At 66.9% G+C, this 25,347-nt stretch carries 18 protein-coding genes; 6 read left to right on the top strand and 12 right to left on the bottom strand.

All coding sequences use genetic code 11. The features are described 5' to 3' along the window. The first annotated feature begins 72 nt into the window (after window positions 1-72). Window positions 73-948, top strand: coding sequence for a 3-hydroxyisobutyrate dehydrogenase (mmsB, locus tag KK7_RS0110810; RefSeq protein ID WP_010544667.1), 876 nt, complete (start codon window positions 73-75; stop codon window positions 946-948). Between the two features lie 129 nt (window positions 949-1,077). Here mmsB and KK7_RS0110805 read toward each other — a convergent pair whose 3' ends face one another. Beyond that, window positions 1,078-3,099, bottom strand: coding sequence for a protein-disulfide reductase DsbD family protein (locus tag KK7_RS0110805; protein ID WP_010544666.1), 2,022 nt, complete (start codon window positions 3,097-3,099; stop codon window positions 1,078-1,080). 79 nt (window positions 3,100-3,178) lie between these two features. On the opposite strand from KK7_RS0110805, the gene KK7_RS0110800 reads away from it, so the two are divergent. After that, the gene (locus KK7_RS0110800; protein ID WP_010544665.1) at window positions 3,179-4,816 is read left to right on the top strand and encodes an alkaline phosphatase family protein; all 1,638 of its coding nucleotides are present in this window, start codon (window positions 3,179-3,181) and stop codon (window positions 4,814-4,816) included. A 35-nt stretch (window positions 4,817-4,851) separates the two neighbouring features. Here the strand turns inward: KK7_RS0110800 and KK7_RS0110795 are convergent, their stop codons facing one another. Next, the gene (locus KK7_RS0110795) at window positions 4,852-5,751 is read right to left on the bottom strand and encodes a right-handed parallel beta-helix repeat-containing protein (RefSeq protein ID WP_010544664.1); all 900 of its coding nucleotides are present in this window, start codon (window positions 5,749-5,751) and stop codon (window positions 4,852-4,854) included. Window positions 5,752-5,881: 130 nt separating this feature from the next. Between KK7_RS0110795 and KK7_RS0110790 the strand changes: the two genes are divergently transcribed. The 3 genes from KK7_RS0110790 to KK7_RS0110780 are packed head-to-tail and all read left to right on the top strand — an operon-like array spanning window position 5,882 to window position 9,065. After that, window positions 5,882-7,318, top strand: coding sequence for a circularly permuted type 2 ATP-grasp protein (locus KK7_RS0110790; RefSeq protein ID WP_010544663.1), 1,437 nt, complete (start codon window positions 5,882-5,884; stop codon window positions 7,316-7,318). 2 nt (window positions 7,319-7,320) lie between these two features. Continuing rightward, window positions 7,321-8,256 (top strand): alpha-E domain-containing protein, encoded by a 936-nt coding sequence (locus KK7_RS0110785; RefSeq protein WP_029623179.1) that lies wholly within the window; start codon window positions 7,321-7,323, stop codon window positions 8,254-8,256. Next, window positions 8,256-9,065 (top strand): transglutaminase family protein, encoded by an 810-nt coding sequence (locus KK7_RS0110780; RefSeq protein ID WP_010544661.1) that lies wholly within the window; start codon window positions 8,256-8,258, stop codon window positions 9,063-9,065. The genes KK7_RS0110785 and KK7_RS0110780 overlap by 1 nt, the downstream gene beginning before the upstream one ends. Before the next feature lie 141 nt (window positions 9,066-9,206). On the opposite strand, the gene KK7_RS0110775 is transcribed toward KK7_RS0110780, so the two are convergent. The 9 genes from KK7_RS0110775 to nirB form a co-directional block, all read right to left on the bottom strand. Continuing rightward, window positions 9,207-9,989, bottom strand: a complete 783-nt coding sequence (locus KK7_RS0110775) for an arginyltransferase (protein ID WP_010544660.1) — start codon at window positions 9,987-9,989, stop codon at window positions 9,207-9,209. 367 nt (window positions 9,990-10,356) lie between these two features. Next, complete coding sequence (locus KK7_RS0110770; RefSeq protein ID WP_010544659.1) at window positions 10,357-11,889, bottom strand: aminoacyl--tRNA ligase-related protein; 1,533 nt, start codon at window positions 11,887-11,889, stop codon at window positions 10,357-10,359. 179 nt (window positions 11,890-12,068) lie between these two features. After that, on the bottom strand, window positions 12,069-13,631 hold the full coding sequence (locus tag KK7_RS0110765; RefSeq protein WP_010544658.1) for an O-antigen ligase family protein: 1,563 nt from the start codon (window positions 13,629-13,631) through the stop codon (window positions 12,069-12,071). A gap of 109 nt (window positions 13,632-13,740) precedes the next feature. Next, a complete protein-coding gene (locus tag KK7_RS0110760; protein WP_237709186.1) occupies window positions 13,741-15,021 on the bottom strand; it encodes an oligosaccharide flippase family protein in 1,281 nt (426 codons plus the stop codon). Between the two features lie 76 nt (window positions 15,022-15,097). Then, the gene (locus KK7_RS0110755; RefSeq protein WP_100207565.1) at window positions 15,098-17,077 is read right to left on the bottom strand and encodes a LamG-like jellyroll fold domain-containing protein; all 1,980 of its coding nucleotides are present in this window, start codon (window positions 17,075-17,077) and stop codon (window positions 15,098-15,100) included. A gap of 250 nt (window positions 17,078-17,327) precedes the next feature. Next, window positions 17,328-18,101, bottom strand: a complete 774-nt coding sequence (cobA, locus tag KK7_RS0110750; protein ID WP_010544655.1) for a uroporphyrinogen-III C-methyltransferase — start codon at window positions 18,099-18,101, stop codon at window positions 17,328-17,330. Beyond that, a complete protein-coding gene (locus KK7_RS0110745) occupies window positions 18,094-20,679 on the bottom strand; it encodes a nitrate reductase (RefSeq protein ID WP_010544654.1) in 2,586 nt (861 codons plus the stop codon). The genes cobA and KK7_RS0110745 overlap by 8 nt, the downstream gene beginning before the upstream one ends. Next, complete coding sequence (gene nirD / locus KK7_RS0110740) at window positions 20,676-21,002, bottom strand: nitrite reductase small subunit NirD (RefSeq protein ID WP_010544653.1); 327 nt, start codon at window positions 21,000-21,002, stop codon at window positions 20,676-20,678. Before nirD ends, KK7_RS0110745 begins: the two co-directional genes overlap by 4 nt. A 5-nt stretch (window positions 21,003-21,007) precedes the next feature. Further along, window positions 21,008-23,509 (bottom strand): nitrite reductase large subunit NirB, encoded by a 2,502-nt coding sequence (gene nirB, locus KK7_RS0110735; protein ID WP_010544652.1) that lies wholly within the window; start codon window positions 23,507-23,509, stop codon window positions 21,008-21,010. A 242-nt stretch (window positions 23,510-23,751) separates the two neighbouring features. Here nirB and KK7_RS0110730 point away from each other — a divergent pair, with 242 nt between their 5' ends. Beyond that, window positions 23,752-24,057 carry a hypothetical protein gene (locus tag KK7_RS0110730; RefSeq protein WP_010544651.1) on the top strand — a complete coding sequence of 102 codons (306 nt, stop codon included), beginning with the start codon at window positions 23,752-23,754 and terminating at the stop codon, window positions 24,055-24,057. 18 nt (window positions 24,058-24,075) lie between these two features. Here the strand turns inward: KK7_RS0110730 and KK7_RS0110725 are convergent, their stop codons facing one another. Next, window positions 24,076-25,281 carry an alginate export family protein gene (locus KK7_RS0110725; protein WP_010544650.1) on the bottom strand — a complete coding sequence of 402 codons (1,206 nt, stop codon included), beginning with the start codon at window positions 25,279-25,281 and terminating at the stop codon, window positions 24,076-24,078. Window positions 25,282-25,347 lie beyond the last annotated feature (66 nt).

The following is a 25,347-nucleotide window of genomic DNA, read 5'->3' as shown; positions in this document are numbered from 1 at the left end:
CGCGACACCATCGCTTGTGGAGAGGGAGGGCCCACCCCCAGCCCCTCCCGCAAGCGGGAGGGGAGCTAAGACATGGCACGCGTAGCTTTTATCGGCCTCGGCAACATGGGCGGCGGGATGGCGGCGAACCTCGCCAAGGCGGGCCACGACGTCCGCGCCTTCGATCTTTCGGCCGAGGCGCTGGAGCGCGCGAAGAAGGCCGGCTGCCTGCCCGCCGCCACCGCCGCCGACGCCATCGCCGGTGCCGAGGCCATCGTCACCATGCTGCCCGCCGGGCAGCATGTCGAGGCGCTCTACACCGAAACGCTGCTCGACCATGCCGAGGCGGGCGCGATCCTGATCGACTGTTCGACGATCGACGTCGCCACCGCCCGCCGCGTCGCCGAAGCCGCCACCCAGCGCGGGCTGCTCGCGGTCGATGCGCCGGTCTCGGGCGGCATCGCCGCAGCCAATGGCGGCACGCTCACCTTCATGGTCGGCGGCAGCGTGGCGGCGTTCGAGCGGGCCGAGCCGTTCCTGGAGGACATGGGCAAAGCCGTCATCCACGCCGGCGCCAGCGGCGCGGGCCAGGCGGCCAAGATCTGCAATAACATGATCCTCGGCGCGACGATGGTCGCCACCTGCGAGGCCTTCGCGCTCGCCGAGAAATTGGGGCTCGACCAGCAGCGCTTCTTCGACATCGCCTCGGTTTCCTCGGGGCAGAGCTGGTCGATGACGAGCTATTGCCCGGTCCCCGGCGTCGGCCCGGAAACCCCCGCCGACCGGGAGTATCAGGGCGGTTTTGCCGCCCCCCTGATGCTCAAGGACCTCAAGCTGGCGATGGAAGCGGCGGCCAGCGTCGGCGCGCAGGTGCCGATGGGCGCGCGCGCCGAGCAGCTCTATGCCGCGTTCGTCGCAGGCGAAGGCGCGGAGCTCGATTTCTCGGGGATCATCAAGACGCTGCGCTGAGGGGCGCTACCCGCCCGCCCCAGCCGTCATCCCGGCGAAAGCCGGGATCCATTGGGGTCTCCATATCGGCGCTTGCTGCGGCGGAGTGGCGTCTGGATCCCGGCGTCCGCCGGGATGACAGTGGTTAGATCACCCGCCCTTTGCGCGGGTCGCCAGCAGGTCCTGGGTCAGCACCTGCGGCAGCACCTCGGGCGTATCCTGCCCCGGCTTGTACCAGAGGTAGAGCGGCACGCCTGCGCGGTTGTGCGCCTCGATGAAGCGGCCCAGCGTCGCATCCCCATTGGTCCAGTCGCCGACCAGCACGGCGACCTTGCCCTCGGCCAGCGCCTTCTCGACGGCGGCGGTTTCGATCACCGCCTTCTCGTTGACCTTGCAGGTCAGGCACCAGTCGGCGGTGAAATAGGCGAACACCGGCCGCCCCTGCGCGCGGAGCTCGGCCAGCCGCGCCTCGCTGAACGGCTCGGTCCCCGCCACGGCCGCGGACGCCGGTGCGGCCGGACGGACCAGCGCCACGCCGCCGAGCGCCAGCAGCACCAGCGGCACCGCCGGCAGCCACGCACGGCTGCGGCCCCGGGCCTGGCGGGCACCCGCCCACCACAGGCCGAGCGCCGCGAGCAGCGTCGCCGCCAGCCCGATCGTCATGCCGTCCACCCCCGCCTGCTTGCCCAGCACCCAGGCGAGCGCCAGCGCGGTCAGGAACATGGGCACCGACAGGATGTGCCGCATCGTCGCCATCCAGGGACCCGGTTTGGGCAGCTTGCGCCGGAACGCGGGGACGAAGCCGAGCAGCAGGAAGGGCAGCGCGATGCCCAGCCCCAGCCCGCCGAAGATCGCCAGCCCGGCGAACCACGGCAGCACCAGCGCCGCGCCCAGCGCCGAGGCCATGAACGGCCCGGTGCACGGCGTGGCGATGAACGCCGCCAGCGCACCGGTGGCAAAGGCGCCGCCATGGCCCTGGCTCGCCGCGCGGTTGACAAAGGCGGGCGTGGTGATCTCGAACAGCCCGGCCAGGTTGAAGGCAATGGCCGCGACGAGCAGCAGCAGCACCAGGATCACGCGCGGGTCCTGCAGCTGGAACGCCCAGCCCACGCTAGATCCCGCCGCGCGCAGGCCGAGCAGCAGCCCGCCCAGCGCCAGGCACACCAGCACCACGCCGGCGGTATAGGCCAGCGCCTCGGCGCGCGGGCTGCCGCTATCGTTGTTCGCCTTGGCGAGGCTCAGCGCCTTGAGGCTGAGGATCGGGAAGACGCAGGGCATCACGTTGAGGATGAGCCCGCCGAGCACCGCCGCGAAGAACGCGCCGATCGCGGCCAGCCACGGGGTCGCGGCGCTGGCGGGCCTGGCCGGCGGCACTGCGCCGGGCTTCGCGGCGATGGTAAGCCCCTGCCCGTCGATCGCCAGCACGCCGTCCAGCGCGGTCGGCGCGGTGCGGGCCTTGGTCTCGAGCACCAGCCGGTCGCCGTCGCGCGTCACGGTCTGCGGCGCGGCATAGTCCACCGCGTTGGCGGTCAGCGGGTAGAAATAGACCTGCTTCGCCGCCGCGCCCGCCGGATAGGGCACCGCGATCCGCAGCGTGCCGCCGTCCGCCTGGAAGCTGGCCGGCGTGCTCAGCGGCCTGGGCAGCTTCGCGCGCCAGCCGTCGAACTTCGCGCGGGTCGCCGGATCGATCGCGCCGTCGCCGATCGTCAGCACCGTCTCCAGCGCCGCCTTCTCCGGCACGCACAGCGTATCGGTGCAGACGAGATAATCGAGCTTCAGTTTGACCGGAAACGTGCCCTTGGCATCGGCGGGGATGTGCAGCGTCGTCAGCCGGACGAAGGTGCCCTCGTACACATAGTTCATCAGCCCGGCGATCAGCAGCCGCTGCGGCACCGGATAGCGGAAATCCGCCGCGCGGGCACCGGCCGGTAGCGTCCACTGCGCCTCGGCCGGCAGCCCCGCATCGCCGGGATTCTGCCAATAGGCGTGCCACTTGGGATCGGGCGTCGAGACCAGCGCCAGCGTCACGTCGCTGCCCGGTTTCGGGGTCGCCGTCTCGGCCACCAGCGCGCTGCGGACATGCGGGCCCTTGGCGAACCCCTGCGCCGCCGCCGGGGCGACATGCGCGAAGAGGAGCAGGAGCGACATCAAAGCGAAACGTAGCTGGGCCATGGCGCCGTCCTTGCCCAGTTCGCCGCGTTCGACAATAGCTGGGTGCACCAACGTCCACCCGTGCCCGGAGCCGGCCCTGATGAAACTGCTTGCCCCCCTCGCCGCGCTCGCGCTGGCCGCCACCCCCGCGCTGGCCCAGCAGAGCGCGCCCGCCCCCGCCGCGCCCGCCACGCCGCCCAGGCTGTTGGTGGTGATCTCGGTCGACCAGTTCTCGGCCGATCTGTTCGCCGAATATCGCGGCCAGTTCACCGGCGGCTTCGCCCGGCTGATGTCCGGCGCGGTATTCCCCGCCGGTTACCAGAGCCATGCCGCGACCGAGACCTGCCCGGGCCACTCGACGATCCTCACCGGCGACCACCCCGCCCGCACCGGCATCATCGCCAATGACTGGACCGATTTCGCCGTCCCGCGCGCCGACAAGACGGTCTATTGCGCCGAGGACGAGACCGTGCCGGGCACGGATTCGAACCACTACACCGTCTCCGACAAGCATCTGAAGGTGCCCACGCTGGGCGAGTGGATGAAGGCGGCCGATCCGCAGTCGCGCGTCGTCTCGGTCGCGGGCAAGGACCGCGCCGCGGTGATGATGGGCGGCCACAAGGTCGACGAGCTCTGGTGGTGGGACGGCAAGGCGTTCGTGTCCTACGCCGGCCGCACCGCGCCGGAGGCGGTGACCAGGATCAACGCCGCCACCACCGCGCGCATCGCCGAGGCGCAGACCCCGCTCGACCTGCCGGCCTTCTGCAAGGCCCGCAGCCGCGCGATCCCGGTGAGCGCGACGAAGACCGTCGGCGACGGCCGCTTCGCGCGCGCGGCGGGCGACGCCAGGGCGTTCCGTATCTCGCCCGAGTTCGACGATGCGGTGCTGGCGCTCGGCGCCAGGCTGGCGACCGACATGAAGCTCGGCCAGCAGGGCCATACCGATCTGCTGATCCTCGGCGCCTCGGTCACCGATTATGTCGGCCACACCTATGGCACCGAGGGCAGCGAGATGTGCCTGCAGCTCTTCTCGCTCGATCAGACGCTGGGCCGGCTGTTCGAGGCACTGGACCGCACGAACGTCGACTATCAGGTGGTGCTCACCGCCGATCATGGCGGCCACGACCTGCCCGAACGCCACCGCGAGCACGGCGCGCCGACCGAGCAGCGCATCACTGCCGACGTCACCACCACCGGCATCAGCCGCGCGCTGGCGGGCAAGCTGGCGCTGACCGGCCCGGTGCTGGTCGGCGGCCCGGGCGGCGACGTCTATGTCTCGCCGTCGGTCCCGCAGGCGAAGCGCGCCGCCGTGCTGGCCGAGGCCGCGAAGCTCTATGCCGCCAACAGCCAGGTCCAGGCGGTGTTCACCCGCGCGCAGATCGAGGCGACGCCGATCGTCCACACGCCCCCCGAAACCTGGAGCCTGCTGGAGCGCGCCCGCGCCTCCTATGATCCGCAGCGTTCGGGCGATCTGATCGTGGCGCTCAAGCCGCGCGTGACGCCGATCCTCGATCCCGCGATCGGCAATGTCGCCACGCATGGCAGCTTCTGGGACTATGACCGGCGCGTGCCGATCCTGTTCTGGCGCAAGGGCATGACCGGTTTCGAACAGCCGCTGTCGGTGGAGACGGTGGATATCGCGCCGACGCTGGCGGCGCTGATCAAGGTGCCGGTGCCGGTGGAGATCGACGGCCGCTGCCTCGATCTCGACGCGGGTGTTGGGGACAGCTGCAAGTAAGCAAAGATCCTCCCCGTTCCGGGGAGGATCTAAACTCATCGTTTCTCGAACGCGCGCATCCCCGTCAGCCGGTTGTTCGTGACCGTGATCCGCCCGCCGGACAGGTCCGCCACGAACGCCGGATCCGCCGGCGCACCGGGCGCGAGGGCGGCGATGTTGCCCTCCACCCGCAGCCCGTCGGTCGGATAGGTCCGCGCCTCGGCCGCCACTACGATCAGCCCCGAGCGGTTCTCCTTCGCGCGTCCCTGCACGAACATGTTCTGCGCGATCAGGCCCGTACCGCCCTCGGACAGGTCGATCATGTAGTTGGTCCTGGCCCCGGCGCTGTCGTCGAAGCTGTTGTCGGTGATCGCCACGCGGCGCGCGCGCAGCTTCACATAGTGGCCGCCGGTGCCGCGCTCGAAGCGGCTGCGGGTGATCGTCACCAGCCCGTCGACCGTCAGGTAGATCGAATGCGCGCAGCTCGGCGATTCGTCGCACTGGCCCAGCCCGGCGAAGCTCGATCGATCGATGGTGATGCTGCGCACGCTCGGATGCCCGCCGCCAAGGATGCCCTCCTGGCTGTCGAGGAAGGTCGAGCGCGTGACGGTCAGCTCGCCCATCTCGATGCGGATGCCCGCCCCGTTGCCGTCGCCCACGCGGAACCTGCGGAACACCACCCCGTCCACCGCCGATCCGCGCCCGCGCAGCACCAACGCCGCCTTGCCTTCGCACACGGTGCGCTCGAAGATCGCGGTGCCCGGCTGGGCCGCCTTGTAGGTGATGCGCCCGGCCGCCTGCACCACGCACTGGTGGTAGGTGCCGGGAGCGATCAGGATCGTCGCGGTGCCGTCGCGCACCGATTCCACCGCGGCGGCGAGGGTGGCAAAGCCCTGCCCGGTCTCGGCGATGGTGAACGGCTGGGCGGCGGCGACAAGCGCGAGCAGGATCGTCATGCGCGCACCCTGCACCAGCCGCCGTTAAAAATCCGGGTCGCCGCGAAGGCGCGCACAATCCCCGCTTGTGCGGCGCAACGAAGCATTGCAGCATGCACCCAATTGGCCACTCGGGCGTTTGGGAGCATCGATGGGATCACGGGGGGCGTTCGACGAAATCTGGGGGCATGGCGGGCCGGACGCACCGCGCGCCGAGTTCTCCACCCTGTCGCAATGGATCGCGGATACACCCGCCGATGAACTGCAACGGCGGCAGCAATCGGCAGAGGCGGCCTTCCGCCAGCTCGGCATCACTTTCGCCGTCTATGGCGACAGCGACGCCGCCGAACGGATCATTCCCTTCGACATCGTGCCGCGCATCTTCCTCCAGCGCGAATGGCAGAAGCTGAGCGAAGGCCTCGTCCAGCGGGTCGAGGCGATCAACGCCTTTCTCGAAGACATCTACGGCGCCCGCCGGATCCTGGACGAGGGCATCATCCCCCCCGAACTGATCCTTCGCAACGAACAGTTCCGCCCCGAAGTCGCCGGCATCCGGCCGCCGCACGGGGTCTGGGCGCATATCTGCGGGATCGATCTGGTCCGCACCGGGCCGGACGAATTCTACGTGCTGGAGGATAATGCCCGCACGCCCTCCGGGGTCTCCTACATGCTGGAAAATCGCGAGGCGATGATCCGCCTGTGCCCGGAGCTGTTCCGCGATTTCCGCGTGGCCCCGGTCGACAGCTATCCGGACATGCTGCTGGAGACGATGCGCTCGGTCGCCCCCTCCGGGCGGGCACGGCCGGTGTGCGTCGTGCTGACCCCGGGCCATTTCAACTCGGCCTATTACGAGCACAGCTTCCTCGCCGATTCGATGGGCGTCGAGCTGGTCGAGGCGGCCGACCTCGTGGTCGATGACGACATCGTCTATATGGAGACGATCGCCGGCCGCGTGCGGGTGGACGTGATCTATCGCCGCATCGACGATGATTTTCTCGATCCGCTGGTGTTCAAGCCGGATTCGCTGCTCGGCGTGCCCGGTCTGATCGCGGCGTACCGCGCGGGCAATGTCGCGCTGCTCAACGCGCCGGGCAACGGCATCGCCGACGACAAGGCGATCTACAGCTACATGCCGGAGATCGTCCGCTTCTATTCCGGCGGCGAGGCCAGGCTGCCCAATGTAGAGACCTGGCGCTGCCGCGAACCGCAGGCGCTGAAATATGTGCTCGATCACCTGCCCGAGCTGGTGGTGAAGCTGGTCGACGGATCCGGCGGCTATGGCATGCTGGTCGGCCCGACGGCGAGCAGCGAGCAGATCGAGACGTTCCGCGCCGCGCTGATCGCCGAGCCGCACCGCTATATCGCGCAGCCGACGCTGGCCCTCTCCACCGTGCCGACGCTGACCGAGAAGGGGCTGGCGCCGCGCCATGTCGATTTCCGCCCGTTCGTGCTGACCGGCAGCGACAAGGTGCGCGTGGTGCCCGGCGGGCTCACCCGCGTGGCGCTGCGCGAGGGATCGCTGGTGGTCAATTCCAGCCAGGGCGGCGGCACCAAGGACAGCTTCGTCCTGCTGGGAGACGCGGCATGATGATGCTCTCCCGCACCGCCGCCGCGCTCTACTGGCTCGGCCGCTATGTCGAACGCGCGGACTTCATCGCCCGGCTGGTCGAGGCGACGATCCGCCTCGATGCGCTCTCCGCCCGCCCCGCCGGCGAGGCGGCATGGCAGAGCGCGCTCGCCGTCAGCTATACCGACGAGGCCTTTGCCGCGACCGGCCACCCGGCCGTGCAGGCGCATGTCGCGCGCTTCCTCACGCTGGATGCCAGCCATCCCGGCTCGATCATCCGCTGCCTGGAAATGGCGCGCAACAACGCCCGCGCCGTGCGCACCGCGCTCACCCGCGAGGCCTGGACCGCGATCAACCGCGCCTGGTGGCTGTTCGCCAACCGCGCCTCCACCGGCGGCGCCACCGAAACGCTGAACCTGGTCGAGCAGATCAAGGGCGAGACGCGCGGCTTCGAGGGCGCGACGCACCGGATGATGCGCAACGAGGCGACGCTGCTGATCCAGCTCGGCGCCGCGGTGGAGCGGGCCGACAACACCGCGCGGCTGGTCGACGTGAAATATCATCTGCTGCTGCCGGCGGGCGAAAGCGTCGGCGGCGCGGTGGATCGCGACCAGTGGACGACGATCCTCCAGACCGTGTCCGCCGTCACCGCCTATCGCTGGCTCTATTCCGAAGGGCTGCGGCCGGACAATGTGATCGATCTGCTGGTCAGCCGTTCGGAACTGCCGCGCAGCCTGGCCGCCTGCGTCGAGGAAACGGTGACGCTGCTCAGCCAGCTCGCCAAGCGCACCGGGCTCCAGGGCGAGGCCGATCGCATGGCCCGCGCCCGCCTCGCCCGCTGCCAGAAGGCGCGCACCCCCGACATCATCGTCGGCGGGCTGCACGAATATCTGGAAACCTTCATCACCGAGAACGCGCTGCTCGACAGCGCGATCGCTCGCCAGTTCCGGTTCCTCTGATGCGCATCGCCGTCGAACACCGCTCGGTCTACCGCTTCACCCAGCCCCAGGCGCGGATCGTCCAGATGCTGCGCCTCACGCCGTGCGACACCCAGCACCAGACGGTGGTGAGCTGGATGGTCGGCGTCGATTGCGATGCGCGGCTGCGCGACGCGACGGACGGCTATGGCAACGCGGTGACGATGCTCTACGCCGAGGGTCCGATCGAGGCGATCGAGGTCGTCGTCACCGGCGAGGTGCTGACCACCGACAATGCCGGCGTACTGCGCGGCACGCCCGAGCCGCTGCCCCCCGCCCTGTTCCTGCGCTCGACCCCGCGCACCGCGCCCAGCGCCGCGCTGGCGGCGTTCGCGGCCGATGTGAGCGCCGGCACCACCGATCCGATCGAGCGGCTCCACCGGCTCAACCAGGCGCTGCACGCCCGCTTCCGCTGCGTGCCCGATGTGCCGGACAACGGCCTCACCGCGGCGCAGGCCTTTGCCGGCAAGGCAGAGGCCTCGCGCGACGTGGCGCAGATGTTCGTCTCCGCCGCGCGCACGCTGGAGGCACCCGCGCGCTACGTCTCGGGCTATCATCTCGACGGCACGCAGCAATGCGCGCCGCATGCCTGGTGCGAGGCGTGGATCGACGGGCTTGGCTGGGTGGCGTTCGATCCGGTTACCGGGCTGTCGCCCGCCGACGGCTATGTACGGGTAGCGGTCGGCCTCGATTCCGAAGGGGCCGCCGCCGTGGCGGGCCACCGCATCGGGCATGGCGAGGAGCAGCTGGCCGTCGACCTGCATGTCGACCGGCTGGGGAACGAGGAATAGCGGTCAGCCGCAGCTCTCCCAGGCGAGTCATCCCGGCCAAAGCCGGGATCCATTGGGGGCTCCGTCTGGACTCTCGCTATCACCGAGAGGCGACTACATCCCGGCTTTCGCCGGGATGACGGCGTTGCTCAAGCGGCGCCCTCAGGCCAGCGCCGCCGCCACCGCGCTCGGCATCGCGCCGACCATGTCCTCGTCCTCGAGCAACGCCCAGCCGGTCGGGCCCAGCACCTCGATCGGACGATAGCGGGTCTTGTACGCCATGCGCGCGCTGCCCTTCACCCAATAGCCGAGATACACATAAGGCAACCCCGCTGCCCGCGCGCGGAGGATATGATCCATGATGATGAAATTGCCCATGCCGGGCCGCGCCTCGTCGTCGGTGACGAAGTAGCTGTAGATCATCGACAGCCCGTCGCCCTGCTGATCGGTGATGCACGCACCGACCAGCCGGCCGCGCTCGCCGTTCACCGAGGGCTCGCGATATTCGATCACATAGGAACTGACCGGCGACTGCTCTACCATGTCGGCATAATCGCTCTCGTCCATTGCCGCCATGCCGCCGCCGGGGTGGCGCGAGTCGAGGTAGCGCTTCAGCAGCTCATATTGCTCGCCGGTCGCCCAGGGCTTGCAGGCGGTGACCTCCAGATCGCCATAGCGCTTGAGCAGCTTGCGCTGGGTGGCATTGGGCTGGAAGCCTTCGGTCACCACGCGGACCGACACACAGGCGGTGCAGCCCGCGCAGCTTGGCCGATACGCGACCGACTGGCTGCGGCGGAAGCCGATCCGGCTCAGCGCATCGTTGAGTTCGCCGGCTTGCTGGCCGGAGAGTTCCGTGAAGATCTTCCGTTCCTGGCGACCGGGAAGGTACGGGCACGGTGACGGACTGGTAACGAAGAAACGCGGAAAACGAGATAATGCGGTCACCGCTCAGTCGTCCTCTTCTCCATCGGGCCGTCCCGACCGGCCCCTCTTATGGGGACTATGGGGACGGAAAGGGATGATGAAAAGCGCGTTTACCATCAATCAGGACCATTCCTGGCGCCACAGCTTTCCCGACTGACGCGGAACGGGACGATTTGAAGCGCCGCTAACCATCCATTGCGCTAGGCGGGCGGAAATCGGGCGGTCCGTCACGGCCGTGGCCTGTCCGTGCCCGAATCGATTCGCCGGGCCGCATGCAATGCCGTGGCGATTGGCCGCACCGCTTCCGCCCCGACGAACGCATACAGATCGCAGGGGGCGGAAGGCAGGTCCGTCAGGATCCTCCCCGGCCAGAGGAAGATCTGAACCGTCAATAGGCGCGCGCGACCAGGATCCGTTCCACCGCCGGCTTGCCAGTGAACAGGCAGGTGCCTTCGGCCGGCGCGGCAGTGCCCGGCACGTTGCGGAAGGTGAGCTTGAGCGCCTTGAGCCGCTCGACCACCGCGTCCAGCTCGGCGCCGGTCGGCTTGGCCCAGCTGACCTCGGCCCAGCCGGGGAACTTCACCGAATCGGCGAACATCGCCGCGAGGCCGTCGAAATCGGTCACGTCGCGGCGGATGTTGCTGTCCAGCCGCTCGCGCGCGTCGAGATACAGGCCCTGCTGGATGCTCTCCAGGATCGCGGCGGCTTCCGCCACGAAATCGCCGCGCGGCATGATCCGCGAATCGAGCTTGCCGTCTTCGCGGTAGAGCTTGTTGCGCTGGATCACCGAGACGTTGCCGCCCGCCACGTCGCGCCCGCCGACCTCGATCACGATCGGCGCGCCCTTCTTCACCCAGCCCCAGCGCTTGGTCTGCGCCTTCACTGCCTTCAGGTCTAGCAGCGCGCGCACCGGCTCGCCCAGCGCGGTCAGCTTGGCGAGTTCCGCCTGGAGCGACTTGCAATAGTCGATCGTCGCCGCATCCTCGGGCTGGTCGCGCAGCATCGGCACGATCACGATCTGCCACGGCGCCACCATCGGCGGCACGCGCAGGCCGTCGTCATCGCCATGCACCATGATCAGCCCGCCGATCATGCGGGTGGAAACGCCCCAGCTGGTCGTCTGCGCCAGCTCGAACTGGCCTTCGGAGTTCTGGAACTTGATGTCCTGCGCCGAGGAGAAGGTGGTGCCCAGGAAGTGCGAGGTGCCCGCCTGCAGCGCCTTGCCGTCCTGCATCATCGCCTCGATCGAGAAGGTCGAGACCGCGCCGGGGAAGCGCTCATTCTCCGGCTTCTCGCCCGCGACCACCGGCATCGCCAGGCAAGTCTCGGCGAAGTCGCGATAGACCTCGAGCATCTTGCGCGTCTCTTCCTGCGCCTCTTCCACCGTGGCGTGGGCGGTATGCCCTTCCTGCCACAGGAATTCGGCGGTGCGCAGGAACATGCGGGTGCGCATTTCCCAGCGGACGACATTGGCCCACTGGTTGATCAGCACCGGCAGGTCGCGCCAGCTCTGCACCCAGCGCGACATCGCCGCACCGATCACCGTCTCCGAGGTGGGGCGGACGACCAGCGGCTCTTCCAGCTTGGCCTCGGGATCGGGCACCAGCCGGCCGTCCTTCTGGATCAGGCGGTGGTGCGTGACGACCGCCATTTCCTTGGCGAAGCCGTCGACATGCTCGGCTTCCTTCTCGAAATAGGAAAGCGGGATGAACAGCGGGAAATAGCAGTTCTCGTGCCCGGTCGCCTTGATGCGATCGTCGAGCAGGCGCTGGATGCGCTCCCAGATGCCATAGCCCCAGGGCCGGATGACCATGCAGCCGCGCACGCCCGAATCCTCGGCCATGTCGGCTTCGCTGATGACGGTCTGGTACCATTGCGCGAAATCGCCGTCGCGCGTGACGGAAAGGGCGTGCTTGATCATGGCCCAAGCGCTTAGCGCAGAAGCGCGCCGACGCAAGGGCCGGCGCGCCGCTTGAGTGACCGAATGCAGCGCTCAGCCTAAGCTTTTGCTCGGTGCCGACCAAAAACACAGCGGGCTGTACCGATATACGTCCGCGGTTTCTGCCGCAGCCCCTGTACAACCGCCTCCTTCGTTGAACCCTATTTGCTCGGGGCCACATTCCAAAAGTGCGCACTGCCGTGAGCAACTTTATCTTTGACTACATTGAGGCGCGCTCGCCACAACTGCCCCAGCGCCATCCCGAACAAGATGTTGAAGAGGGGATCATTATCCGGCTGCGCCAATACCAGCCTCGTTGTGATAAGAACAATTAACGACAGAGCAATCGCGAACTCTGGTGGATAAGTGAAGGCCGGAGAACGAAGCCCTCGCCGAACTAACTCAAAAATAGAGAAAACAATAAAACTTGAATATGCAAAAAGTCCGACTAGGCCGATATCAGCAGCCATCGCCACAAACCCAAGGTCTATCGAAAGAAATCCGTCTACCGTTCTCCAATTGATCGCTCCAGCCCCCTCTCCTATACCATAGCCGAAAACAGGTCGTTTGGCGATAACGGGGATCGCCGCATGGAACTGCTCGCTACGAGCGTCCGTACTCGATTGTGCGGCCCCTCCACCTAGTACGCGCACATGCACTGCCGGAACAAAGGTAACCGCTAGTACCAGCGCTACAAGCAGCGCTGGATACACCATCGTTAACGACACGCCGGTCATATCGCCACGCACCTTGCGCCACCGATGCACGCTCCAAAGCAGGGCGGCACCGGCATGTGCCACCAAATAGCCAACCGTCGCTAGACGGGCAGTCGAAAGAATGGCGGAATACAGAATGAAGCCATCAAAGGCAGCAAACGCGACACGCTCTTTCCAAGTCTTCGCGTTTAACAACTTAAATATTACAAAGGGAGTAACAAGCGCCAACAACTCGCCGTACGCCAGGGGTGTACTATAAGTTGCAACGACTCGATACCATTTTCTAAAGTGCGGAGCCAGAGCCTCCATGACAAGCGGATCCATATGCAAAAAGCTAATATAGTTCAGCCAAAGAACATGATGTATCCGGGCCTCTAGGGCACCTATGATCATGACAACAGAAACGGCGATGAAGATACGCCGGCAAAACCATTCCACGGATTTTCCAGCCGGCCCGAAGAGCCAGACCGCGGTGAAGCACACCGCCGTGGATGTAAACGTGACGTTTACCCATCGGCCGATAGCCTCGGCCGGTGAGACCGAAAGCACGCAGGCGATGAACTGGAGCAGGAAATATGCGAATAGCAGCTTGGCGAGTCGCGACGACGCACGCAGCGTTGCCGCCACCTCGGCGCGAAATAATTTAGAAGTCGACAAGCAGACAAGAAGCAGTCCCGACAATATCAAGCCAACCAAGCGACGCACTGATATGTAAGGCAGGCCAGGAAGAGCTATGGCGAGATAGTTCGGCCAAATGATCATGCAAAATAGGAAGAAGACGAAACTGCTTGCCAACGCTCGCGTCGGCACGCTTCGCGCGTCCGGGAGCGCCCATATCACGAGCAGCGCGATGATACCCAGAGGCGCAGCCGCCCCGACGAGCATCGACGGCGGCAGGATCGCTACCATCGCGCCATACATGAACGCCACGACAACGATCACTAGGAGCAGCGCGGATTTACGGGCAGCAACAGACCAGCCGGAGCGTTCAGGATGGTAGATAGACAAAACATCCCTGCTCGGCCGTAACAGCGACCGAATTCCCGGAATCTTTCGCAAAACCTCGGACCTCGAGCCCAGCGTCGATCCTCGCATCGCTTCTGCCACAAAAGCCTCCTTAGAAGATCGGAACACCCAGGCGCATGACCGCGGTCATCGACGCCACCCGCAGGAACAGCACAGGGGCACCGATCGCGATTGCCGCGCCCAAGGCTCCATACGGCGGTATCAACAAAACCGAAAGCACGCCGCCGAGTATCGCGGACACCGAGGTCAACGCGACGGTCAGACGCTCGCGTCCCGCCATGGTCAGCACACTGCCCGAGGCCGCGAAGAGTAGACTGATCAGCTGGCCGAACACCATGACTTGCATGGCCAGCGCACCCGACGCGAACTGCGATCCGAAAATGTGCATGATCCAGTGGGGTGCGACAAGCACGGCAATACCGAGCGGTACTGAGGCGAGCGTCAGCCCGAGAATGGTAAGGCGCAACACTCGGCCGATCCTAGCGAGGTCGCCATGCTTGTAGGCAACCGCGAAGACCGGTTGCAGGATGGTCTCCGCCGTCGCCGAGAAAAGCTTGAGTGTTGAGGCGATCTGGTAGCCGACGCGGAACACACCCGCTTCGGCAGGCCCATGCGTCGCCGCCAGCAGGATCGTAGCAAACCAATCGGTGAACAGGTTGTTGGCGTTGGCGACAAGGATTAGGAAGCCGGAACGGAGCATGCGCTCGGACAAGGCTTCCCGGGGATCCCAGGATCGGATGGCCCGCCGGTACAAAATAGTGGCGACGACGCCGCAGAGGATCCAGCCAATCACATAAAGTTGCGACGGAAAATACAGGCTGATCGGAATGCCGGACAAGAGCACGAAAATCATCACCGAGCTGGCGAAGGAGGTGGTGATCGGCCCGTCGATTGACTGAGAGATCCCGATCCAGCCCACGCCGCGCAGCACGGTCGAGACCAGTCGGCAATAGACCATGATCGGGATCGCGAGTGAAAGGACCATAAGGCTAGTCCCCACAAGGGCGCTGCCGATGACATGCGTGGCAATTTGCGAGTGGAAAAGTACGATCGCGCTCATCAGGGTGAGACCCGCCGCCGCTCCCATCCGAATTGCGTGCACGGCAGCCGACCTTGCCTGCCCAGTGCGTTTCAGCGACAGATTCACCGACACCGAGCGCACGAGGATCGCATCGAGGCCTAGCAACGACAAGATCACGCACATCTGGACCGTCGTCAACGACGTACCGAACGTGCCAACGCCCACAGGACCGGCGGCACGGGCCAGAAGCCAGGTGAAGAGAAAGCTGGTAACGGCGCCGAGACCCTTAACCCCGAAGCCAACCACCATCTGGCCGCGCACGCCGCGCAGATGCAATACTTCTCTCTTCACCCAGCCCCCCCAACGATAGCACCGCTCGCTTAGGCCATGGCACTAGCCTGAGCAAGCGCGGCAACCGGCGCGCCCGTCAGGCGTGGAACGCATCGAGCATCTGCATCCAAGAACCTGAAAGAAAGCTTGTCGGCTTGGAAAGCGAGCCAGTCGTCTGCGCGTTGACGGCTTTTGCGATAGCGCTTGCGAGCGGGGATTGCACGCTACCGGCACCGACCGACCCGCCGAGCAGCGTCAACGTCGGCAGCGAGGTGGTGGCCCCGTCGACAGTCGTCCCGCTCATTAACGCCGCCGCGGTGCTCGCCGCCCCATTTACCACCGTCGCCCTCACAGCGTCCGCCGCCTGCACCCCTGTGGCGGTCACGCTGCTGTTGGCATTTAGAGCGACGATTTGCGCCGCACTCAATGCGGCGTCTCGAACCTCGATGTCACCAAGCGAGCCGCTGAAAGCGTTCGTGAACTGGCCGCCGAGATACACGCCCCAGAACTCTTGAGCGCGCGTACTGCCGGACATCGCCGCCGTGCCCCGCACCACGCCGTCGACATAGATCGCGGCCGTTCCACGTGCACTGTCATAGGTAAGGGCGATCCTATGCAGGTTCGCGTCGGTGATCTTGGCCCCCTTGGTTGTAAGGGTCGAGGTCTTGCCCGCGGCATTGGTCATCGTGAAGGTCAGTTCACCGTTCGCCCCCAGATTGATCGCCCAGCTCTTGAAGACGCCCATGATCTGGCCGACCGCCGCATTGGGTGCGTCGCGCTTCAGATTGAAGTTCAGAGTGAAAGCCGATAGGCTAAATAGCTGCCGCGACGTGTCACGCCCCAGTTCGACACCAGAGCCGGTCTGGACGCGCACCATGCCATCGCTTACGGCCCCGGCGGCAAGGGGGGAGACTGTTTCGTCCGAGCTCCAGATCGACGAATCAATTGCACCTGTCGACGCGAAGTTGAGGTCAAGCAGCAGCTTGGGCGGCTGAAGGGTCGACGCGGTCCCGGAACTGCTGGTGCCAGGATTATAGCCCACGCCAGGCAGGACGAGCCCGGCCACGCGCGCCGCCGCTCCGAGGTGTAGGTCCGGGATCTTGCGAAGCGCGACCGAGTCCTTGACTAGGCTGACATTCTTGGAAAGCGTGACACCTGCACTGTTCGCTGCAATGATCTCATCCGCGACGTTATTGACGATTGACCCGCTCGTCACGTTTTCGACACGAATCCAGGTCGATCGTTCATCGGCCACAGACAGCGTGCTGTTGTTGGTGATATTTACATTGCTGCCGTTCACGACGTTGATGCCATGATACAGGCCGCTGAGATAGATCAGATTGTTGTTGATAGTCACGTCCTTGTAGGGAAGGTTGCCGGTCTCCTCGCCCAGGAAGACCCCTTGGGTGCCCAGCCCATCCCCTTGCATGATGACGTTATTCGAGATGGTGATCCCGGTATTTGCCTTGGCGCGGCCAGCGGTCATGAACTGAATCGCGTCGGGATGCTCTCCATCCTGCGGGTACAGCCCGACGAAATTGTTCCGGTCGATCAGGACCTGAGTCATTTCCGAAAAATTGGTATGGTCTCGCCGGTTGTCACGAAAGGTGCTTCCCTGCACCGTCATTTTGTTGATGTCTTGTACGCTCAGTCCTAGCCCAAAATGGTCGACGGAGGAGTTGAGAAACTTGATGTTCGTGCCCGAGCGTATGCTGAGCCCGACGCCGGTTGATAATGCAGGATCGCCGCTGCCGCCGCTGAACCGGACGTTGTCCACTGTGATATTGTTCGAATTCAGGATCCGACTAGCAGTTTCCCAGTCGTTCGCGGGCCTGTAATCCCGCTTCACGTCCAGGTCCTTGAAAGTGATGTTGTTCGAAGACGAGATCCACAGCGACTGCACGACCGCCGGGTTCTTCGTATCGAGCGACTGGATCGTCAGCACGGTTGCCGGCTTGATATTCGTCATCGTCACCGACGAATAGGTACCAGGAGCAAGCAGGATCGTGTCGCCGCCCTTGGCCGTCTTGATAGCCGCGTCTAACTCAGCCTGATTTTTAACGGTAATCGCCGGCATGTTAATCACCTTGTTACTGGTCGACCCCAATCGACGCGTGATTCCCTCATGCGGAAACTTCACACAAGGCCATGAAATATCGTTGAAACTCCATGGTTTCGGATCGTTTAATGCTTATTATCGGGCGCAGGTTTTCAGCAACTTGAGAGGCAATGGGGCCAACCGCGGGCGCGCTCGACAAGGCGGCTGCGCCCACCGCCGGGCGTACAGGTCTCGCACGACCAGCCCCGCCTTCCGCGGGACATAGGATTCAGGGGAGGACCGATTCTCGGACCGCGGCCGGTCTGTCCGCGCCGCCGGCCACCGCATCGCCGACCAGGATCAGCGTCGGCTGGTCCTCGGTAATGGCGCGCGCGGCGAGCGGCAGCAGGTCCAGCCGGGTGCGGAGCAGGCGCTCGGTCCCGAGGCTGATGTCGCTCGCCACCAGCACCGGCGTCGCGCCGGACAGGCCGGCGGCGAGGAGGTTGCGGCTGATCTCGTCCGCCGCGCTTCGCCCCATGTAGAAGACGGTGGTGCAGCCGGGATCGGCCAGTGCCGCCCAGTCGAGGTCCAGCGGCGCGTCGCCGCGCCTGTGTGCGGTCGCGAACTGCACGCGGCGGGCCAGCCCGCGCAGGGACAGCGACACGCCCGCCGAGGCCGCCGCAGCACTCGCCGCGGTGATCCCCGGGCAGATCCGCACCGCGATCCCGGCACCCGCCAGCGCGGTCAGCTCTTCCATCGAACGGCCGAAGATCGAGGGATCGCCGCCCTTCAGCCGGACCACCCGCTCGCCGGCCAGCGCGGCGGCGACGAGCAGGTCGTTGATCGAGCCCTGTTCCTTCGAATGCCGCCCGGCCCGCTTGCCCACCGGCACCAACCGCACGTCCGCGGGGATCATGTCGAGCACCCCCTGCCCGACCAGCGCGTCGTAGAAGACGACGCTCGCCGCGCGAAGCAGCCGCTCCGCCTTGCGGGTGAGCAGCTCCGGGTCGCCGGGTCCGGCGCCGACCAGCCAGACGCTGCCTGCGGAAAAATCTTCAACCATGCGCGGCATCCTTTGGCATGTCGGTGAGAATACGGGCAAGCGCCGGCCGGCACGATCCGCAGTTGGAGCCCGCCCCCAGCGCGGTGCCGATCGCGGCGACGTCCAGCAGGCGCTGATCGCGGATGGCCGCGGTGATGGTGTGCAGCCCGACATCGAAACAGGCGCAGACCACCGGCCCCCGATCCGCCGCCCGGCCCGGCGCGCGGCCGGCAAGCACTTGCGGGCCCTGGGGCTGGTCGAGCTGGCCGATCAGCCAGTCGCGGCTCGGCAGTGCGCCGGCGCGGGTGACGAACAGCACCGCCGCGAGCCGCCCGTCACGCAGCACCGCCACGCGCCGGGTCCCGCGCGCCGGGTCGATCGCCTCGATACGCTCGCCTGCGGGCAGGGCACGGTCGAGCGGCGCAGCATCGCCCGTCCCGGCAAGTTCGTAGAGCACGCCGCCGGGCACCGTCACCCGCGTGGCCCACAAACAGTCTGGCGCCGCCCCCTCACCCCGCACGATCAGAAAGCCGCGCCAATCGACCGCGACCGGGGTGATCCGCGCAGGCGACAGCTTGAAGCCGGGCTGGCCCGAATGCGGATCGGCAAGATCGCGCGCCAGCAGTCCCGTGCGGCCGCCGCGCGACTGGCGATCGGTCCAGTGGATCGGGGTGAACAGTTCTCCCCGGCGCTGCCCGGCATGATGCGCGACGCGAAAAAGGCTGTTCCCTTGCGGCGTCGCCACCCGCGCCAGCGCGCCGTCGGCCAGCGCCAGCGCGGCGGCATCGTCCGGGTGGATCTCGACCAGCGGCTCCTCGCGGTGGCGGGCCAGCCTGGGCGACAGGCCGGTACGGGTCATTGTATGCCACTGGTCGCGGTAGCGGCCGGTGTTGAGCGTCATCGGCCAGTCGCGCAGCGGCGCGTCGAGCGGTCGCTGCGCCACCGGGACCAGCCGGGCGCGACCGCTGGGGGTCGGGTAGCGGCCGTCCGCAAAGGGCTGGGGATGCCAGGAGAACGGCGCCATCTCGTCATAGGCCTGATTGCCGATCGCCGCCTTCGCCTGGAGGTCGAGCATTCGGGCGCCGCCATTGCGATAGGCAGTCAGCCGCGCGTGTTCGCGCCAGACCTCGGCCGGGCGATCAAAGGGGAAGGCGGTGCGGAACCCCATCCGGCGCGCCACCTGGCTGACGATCCACCAGTCCGGCTTGGCCTCGCCGGGCAGCGGCAGAAAGGCACGCTGGCGGCTGATCGTGCGTTCGGAATTGGTGACGGTGCCGTCCTTCTCGCCCCAGGCGGCGGCCGGCAGGCGGACATGGGCATGCACGCTGGTATCGGTCTGTGCGATCACATCCGAGACGACGACGAAAGGACATGCGGCCAACGCCTCGCGGACGCGGCCGGCATCGGGCATCGAGACGGCGGGATTGGTCGCCATGATCCATAGCGCCTTGATCCGCCCCTCGCCGACCGCACGGAACAGGTCGACCGCCTTGAGGCCCGGTCTGGTCGCCATGCGCTCGGCTGCCCAGAAGCGACCGACATCGGCAATGTCCTGCGCGCCGAAGCCGCGATGCGCCGCGAGGGTGGAGGCGAGCCCGCCCACCTCGCGACCACCCATGGCATTGGGCTGCCCCGTGATCGAAAAGGGCGCCGCGCCGGGGGTGCCGATCCGCCCGGTGGCGAGGTGCAGGTTGAGGATCGCGTTGACCTGATCGGTGCCGCGGATCGACTGGTTGATGCCCTGGCTGAACAGTGTGACGGTGCGCGGGTGCGCGGCGAACAGCTGGTAGAAGCGCTGGAGATCGGCGGGGACGAGGTCGCAGGTCTGGGCGGTGGACCAGAGATCGTGCCCCTCGCCCAGTGCCTCCCAGAACCCTGCCGGCACGTCGAGATTGGCGGCATCGGCCAGCCCTTCCGCGCGGCAATGCGCGAGCAGGCCGTTGAACAGCGCCACGTCGCTGCCGGGCCGGACGGCCAAATGCAGGTCCGCCTCCTCGGCCGTTTCGGTGCGCCGCGGGTCGATCACCACCAGCTTCGTGCCGCGCTCGGCGCGCGCGGCCATGATGCGCTGGTAGACCACCGGGTGGCACCAGGCGGTGTTCGAGCCGACCAGCACGATCAGATCGGCCGCGTCGAGATCGGCATAGCTGCCCGACACCACGTCCTCGCCGAACGCGCGCATGTGCCCGGCCACCGCGCTGGACATGCAAAGCCGCGAATTGGTGTCGATGTTCGCCGATCCGATGAAGCCCTTCATCAGCTTGTTGGCGACGTAGTAATCCTCGGTCAGCAGCTGGCCCGAGACGTAGAAGGCGACGCTGTCGGGTCCATGCTCGGCGATCGCTTCCCGGAAGCGCCGGGCGACGAGATCGAGCGCCTTGTCCCAGCTGGCGCGGCGATCGCCGATCATCGGATGGAGCAGCCGACCCTCCAGCCCGATCGTCTCGCCGAGATGCGTGCCCTTGGAGCAGAGCCGCCCATGGTTGGCCGGATGGTCGGGATCGCCCTCGATGCGGACGGCGCGCTCGCCGGTAACGGTCGCGCGGATGCCGCAGCCGACGCCGCAATAGGCGCAGGTGGTGCGGACGGCGTCGCTCACGCCGCCGCCCGCACCGGCATGGCGAGCAGGATACGCTCGCCTTCCACCCGCACCGGCACCACCGGCGTGCAGCCGGCATCCTCTCCCAGGGCAGCCCCGGTCGCGAGCGAAATGCGCATGTTGTGGAGCGGACACGCCACCGCATGGCCATGCACGATCCCCGCGCTGAGCGGGCCGCCCTTGTGCGGGCAGCGGTCGATCAGCGCGAAGACCCGGTCGTCATGGGTGCGGAACACCGCGATGGGCTCGCCGCCCAGCGTCAGGGTGCGGCTGCCCCGCAGCGGCAGGTCGGCAAGCGCGCCGATATCGAACCAGTCGGTCATGGACATTACTCCGCTGCGGCGAGAAGGGGCTGGTGGAGGCCGGCATCGGCACCGGCGACACGCTCGGCCCAGGGGTCGTCCTGGCTGAAGGACTGCGAATGCCAGAAGCGCGCGGCGAGCGCGTCGCGACCCGGCTCGTCCTCGACGACACGGGCCTTCACCGAAGCGAGTCCTACTCGCTCGATCCACGGCGCGGTCCGCTCCAGATAGCGCGCTTCCTCGCGGTAGAGCTGCACGAAGGCGGCGGCATAGTGCATCGCCTCCTCTTCGGTCGCCACCTTCACGAGGAGGTCGGTCGCGCGGACATGGATGCCGCCATTGCCGCCGACATGCAGCTCGTAGCCGGAGTCCACGCACACCACGCCGAAATCCTTGATCGTCGCCTCGGCGCAGTTCCGCGGGCAGCCGGAGACTGCCATCTTGAACTTGTGCGGCATCCAGCTGCCCCAGAAGCCCCGCTCCAGCTTGATCCCCAGCCCGGTCGAATCCTGGGTGCCGAAGCGGCACCATTCGGAGCCGACACAGGTCTTCACCGTGCGCAGCGCCTTGGCATAGGCATGGCCCGAGACCATCCCGGCCGCGTTCAGATCGGCCCAGACGGCGGGGAGATCCTCCTTGCGGATGCCGAAGATGTCGAGCCGCTGGCCGCCGGTGACCTTCACCATCGGCGCGTTGAACTTCTCCACCACATCGGCGATCGCGCGCAGCTCGGCGGGGGTGGTCACCCCGCCCCACATGCGCGGCACCACCGAATAGGTGCCGTCCTTCTGGATGTTGGCATGCAGCCGCTCGTTGACGAACCGGCTCTGCTGGTCGTCGACATACTCCCCGGGCCAGGCGCAGAGCAGATAGTAATTGAGCGCCGGCCGGCAGGAGGAACAGCCATCGGGCGTCGACCAGTGCAGCCGCTGCATCACTTCCGGGATGCTCTTCATGGCGCCCTCGACGATCGCGCGGCGCACCTCGTCATGACTATAGGTCGTGCATTTGCACATCGTCTTGGGGCCGGACTGCACGCCGTCCTCGCCCAGCGTCAGCGCCAGCAGGGTCTCGACGATGCCGGTGCACGACCCGCAGCTGGCCGAGGCCTTGCACCCGGCCCGCACCGCATCGAGGCTGCACGCCCCGCCGTTGATCGTGGCAACGACCTGGCCCTTGGAAACGCCGTTGCAGCCGCAGATCTCGGCATCGTCCGAGAGCGCCGCAACGGCCGCCTTAGGGTCCGGCTGCCCCCCTCCCGAGGCGAAGGCCTGGCCGTAGATCAGCATGTCGCGGATGGGTGCGACATCCTCGCCCTTCTTGAGCAGATCGAAATACCAGCTGCCGTCGCTCGTGTCGCCGAACAGCACCGCGCCGATCACGCGATCGTCCTTCAGCACCACCCGCTTGTAGATACCGCGCGCCGCATCGCGCAGGACGATGTCCTCACAGCCTTCGCCGCCGGAGAAGTCGCCCGCCGAGAACACGTCGAGCCCGGCGACCTTGAGCTTGGTCGAGGTCACCGATCCGCGATAGGGATTGGTGCGCGCGACCAGCCCGTCGGCCAGGCTGCGGCACATGTCCCACAAGGGCGCGACCAGGCCGTAGCATTGCCCGTCATGCTCGACGCATTCGCCGACGGCGAGCACCTTCGCGTCGCTGGTCACCATGTGATCGTCGACCTGGATGCCGCGGCCGACCGCCAGCCCCGCCTCGCGCGCGAGCTTGACCGAGGGGCGGATACCGACCGCCATCACCACCAGTTTGGCAGGAAGGATGCGCCCGTCCTTCAGCTGCACGCCCTCGACCTTGCCGTCGCCCAAAATCGCGGCGGTATCCGCGCCGGTCAGGATGGTCTGCCCGCGCGCCTCGAGCGCCGACTTGAGCAGCCAGCCCGCCGCCTCGTCGAGCTGGCGCTCCATCAGCGTCGGCATCAGGTGCAGCACCGTGACCTTCATGCCGCGCAGGGTGAGGCCATGCGCCGCCTCCAGCCCGAGCAGCCCGCCGCCGATCACCACCGCGTCGCCGCCCTCGCTCGCCGCCGCGAGCATCACATTTACATCGGCCATGTCGCGGAAGCTGATCACCCCGGGCAGGTCATGCCCCGGCACCGGGATGATGAACGGGTCGGAGCCGGTGGCGATCAGCAGCTTGTCATAGCCGGTGATGCGGCCCGACTTCGCCGTGACGGTGCAGGCGGCGCGGTCGATCGCCACCACCGGATCGCCGGCGACCAGCTCGATGCCGTGCTGGGCATACCAGTCGGAATCGTTGATCACGATCTCCTGGAACGTCTTCTCGCCCGCCAGCACCGGCGACAGCATGATCCGGTTGTAGTTCACATGCGGTTCGGCACCGAAGATGGTGACGCGGAATCCCGTGCCGTCGCGCGCCAGCAGTTCCTCCACGGCGCGGCATCCGGCCATGCCGTTGCCGATCACCACCAGATGCTGGCGCGTCTCGGCAGACCGTACCGCTTCGGCGGAACTTGCATCGGCGAGGATCGCCGTGGCTTCGAGAAACTCCATCCGCTTCGCTCCAAACGAAAAAAGCCGCCATCCGGCGCCCGGTCTTGCGAACCGAGCGCTGGATGGCGGCTTTGCCATCGACAGGACCATGAAGCGCCCGACAGCGGGGCAACATGGCGATGTGGTGAAGGACAGCCTTGCCCTTCTGCAGTGCAGCGTACCCCGATTCGCCGGCATGCTCAAGCGATTCCGGTGGCGGCACATACTGGCGCCGACGGTCGCCGCGATCTACTGCCCGCAGAATGAAGCTCGATCCGCCGCGCTGGACACGATCGCTTGCTCGCGGGCGCGCCCCCCGGCCCGAACGGCAGCCAGCGCCGTTCCGCTCGGACCAGGACCTGCAGCTATGGCTCTCCTGGGGCCGCGTCGCCGTGCCGCTCACGGCGATGATGGTGGGGCTGTTGCACCAGTTCGGCGTGCCGTTCGACTATACGCCGCTCGCCACCATCCCCGCCTTCGCCCTCTACCTGTTCCTGCACCTGCGCGCCCGGCACCGGCGCAGGACCGGCCGGCGCTTCATCGACTATGACGCGCGCGATCTGGAGTGAGGCGCCGGTGCGGCGCGTTCAGTAGGTCCAGTCCAGCTGGAGCCACATCTTGGTGGTATCGGTGGCGAACCGGTCCGCTTCGTAGCGGGCATAGCGGGCCGAGAAGGCGGTCTTCTTCACCTTCACCGTGGCGAGCAGGTTCACCACGTCGCCATAATGCTGGTTCAACCGGTCGCTCTGGAAGCGATGGTACAGCGCCTGGAACGAGATCAGGTCGATCCGGCCGATCTTCTTCCAGCTATGGCTGCCGCCCACATACATGTCGTGCAGTCCGTTGGGCGGGGTGGTGGTGAACTTGTCCGCCCAGCCCTGGAACTTGAACACGCTGCCGAGCGGCGTCTGGAAGCTGGTGAGTGCCGTGCCGGTCCCCGCGCCGAGCACCTCATATCCGGCATTGAGCGTCCAGTTGCCCACGTCCAGCGCCCCGTCGGCCAGCCAGTAATCGGCCTGGTAGCGGTTCGGGTTACGGTGATAGTCGGACTGGCGGGCATAGCTCAGCTGATAGTTGAGCTTCACCCCCGGCCCGAGCGGCCTGGCGCCGGCGAGCCGCGCACCGTAGTTCTGGTTGGACAGGCGATAGCCCTGCACCGCCGCCTCGTCCTGGTCCACCAGATAGGCGAAGCCGGTTACCGTGCCGATCGGCGTCGCGGCGGAAAGGTTGGCGAAGACATTGTCGCCGGAAACCCCGCGCTGGCGGAAACCGCGCCCGTCGCTGCCCCAGATGGTGCGCACGTTCCAGGCATAGGTCACGTCCAGCTTCACCCCCTTCAGCGGCACGATCTCGGTGCGCACCGCGTCATAGGTCTGGCCGTTGTTGCGAAAGCCGGCGGCGCCGACGAAGCGTTCGTCGTCGAGCATGATGCGCTGGCGCCCGGCGGTGACGGTGAGAGGATGCGAGCGATAGCGGATCTGCGCGCGGTAAATGGCGGCATTTTGCGGATCGCCGATCACCGGGCGGTCGGCGATCCCGTGCAGCCCGTCATAATAGTTGTCGACGATCGCCAGGTTGCCCTGCGCCTCGCCCAGTATCGACCAGGCACCACGCGTCGCTTCCGCGCCCACCCGCACGCGGATCGTCACCGCGTCGGAAGCCGCGGCGAGCCCGTCCTGGTCGACATGCTCGTAGCGCGTCCGCCCCTCGATCAGCGGTTTGAGTGTGATGTCTTGCGCGCACGCCGGCAGCGCACCGACCAGGGCGGCTGCCGTGGTGATCCAGAAACGCATGGCACTCCTTCCCGTGGATCGCAAAGCGGCGGCGCTACCGACCGTAGCGCCGCCCTCCCAGTTACG

The organism is Sphingomonas elodea ATCC 31461, from assembly GCF_000226955.1.
Classification (GTDB): Bacteria; Pseudomonadota; Alphaproteobacteria; order Sphingomonadales; family Sphingomonadaceae; genus Sphingomonas; species Sphingomonas elodea.
The sequence above is the reverse complement of the archived record's forward strand: the minus strand, read 5'-3'. Positions and strand labels throughout refer to the sequence as shown.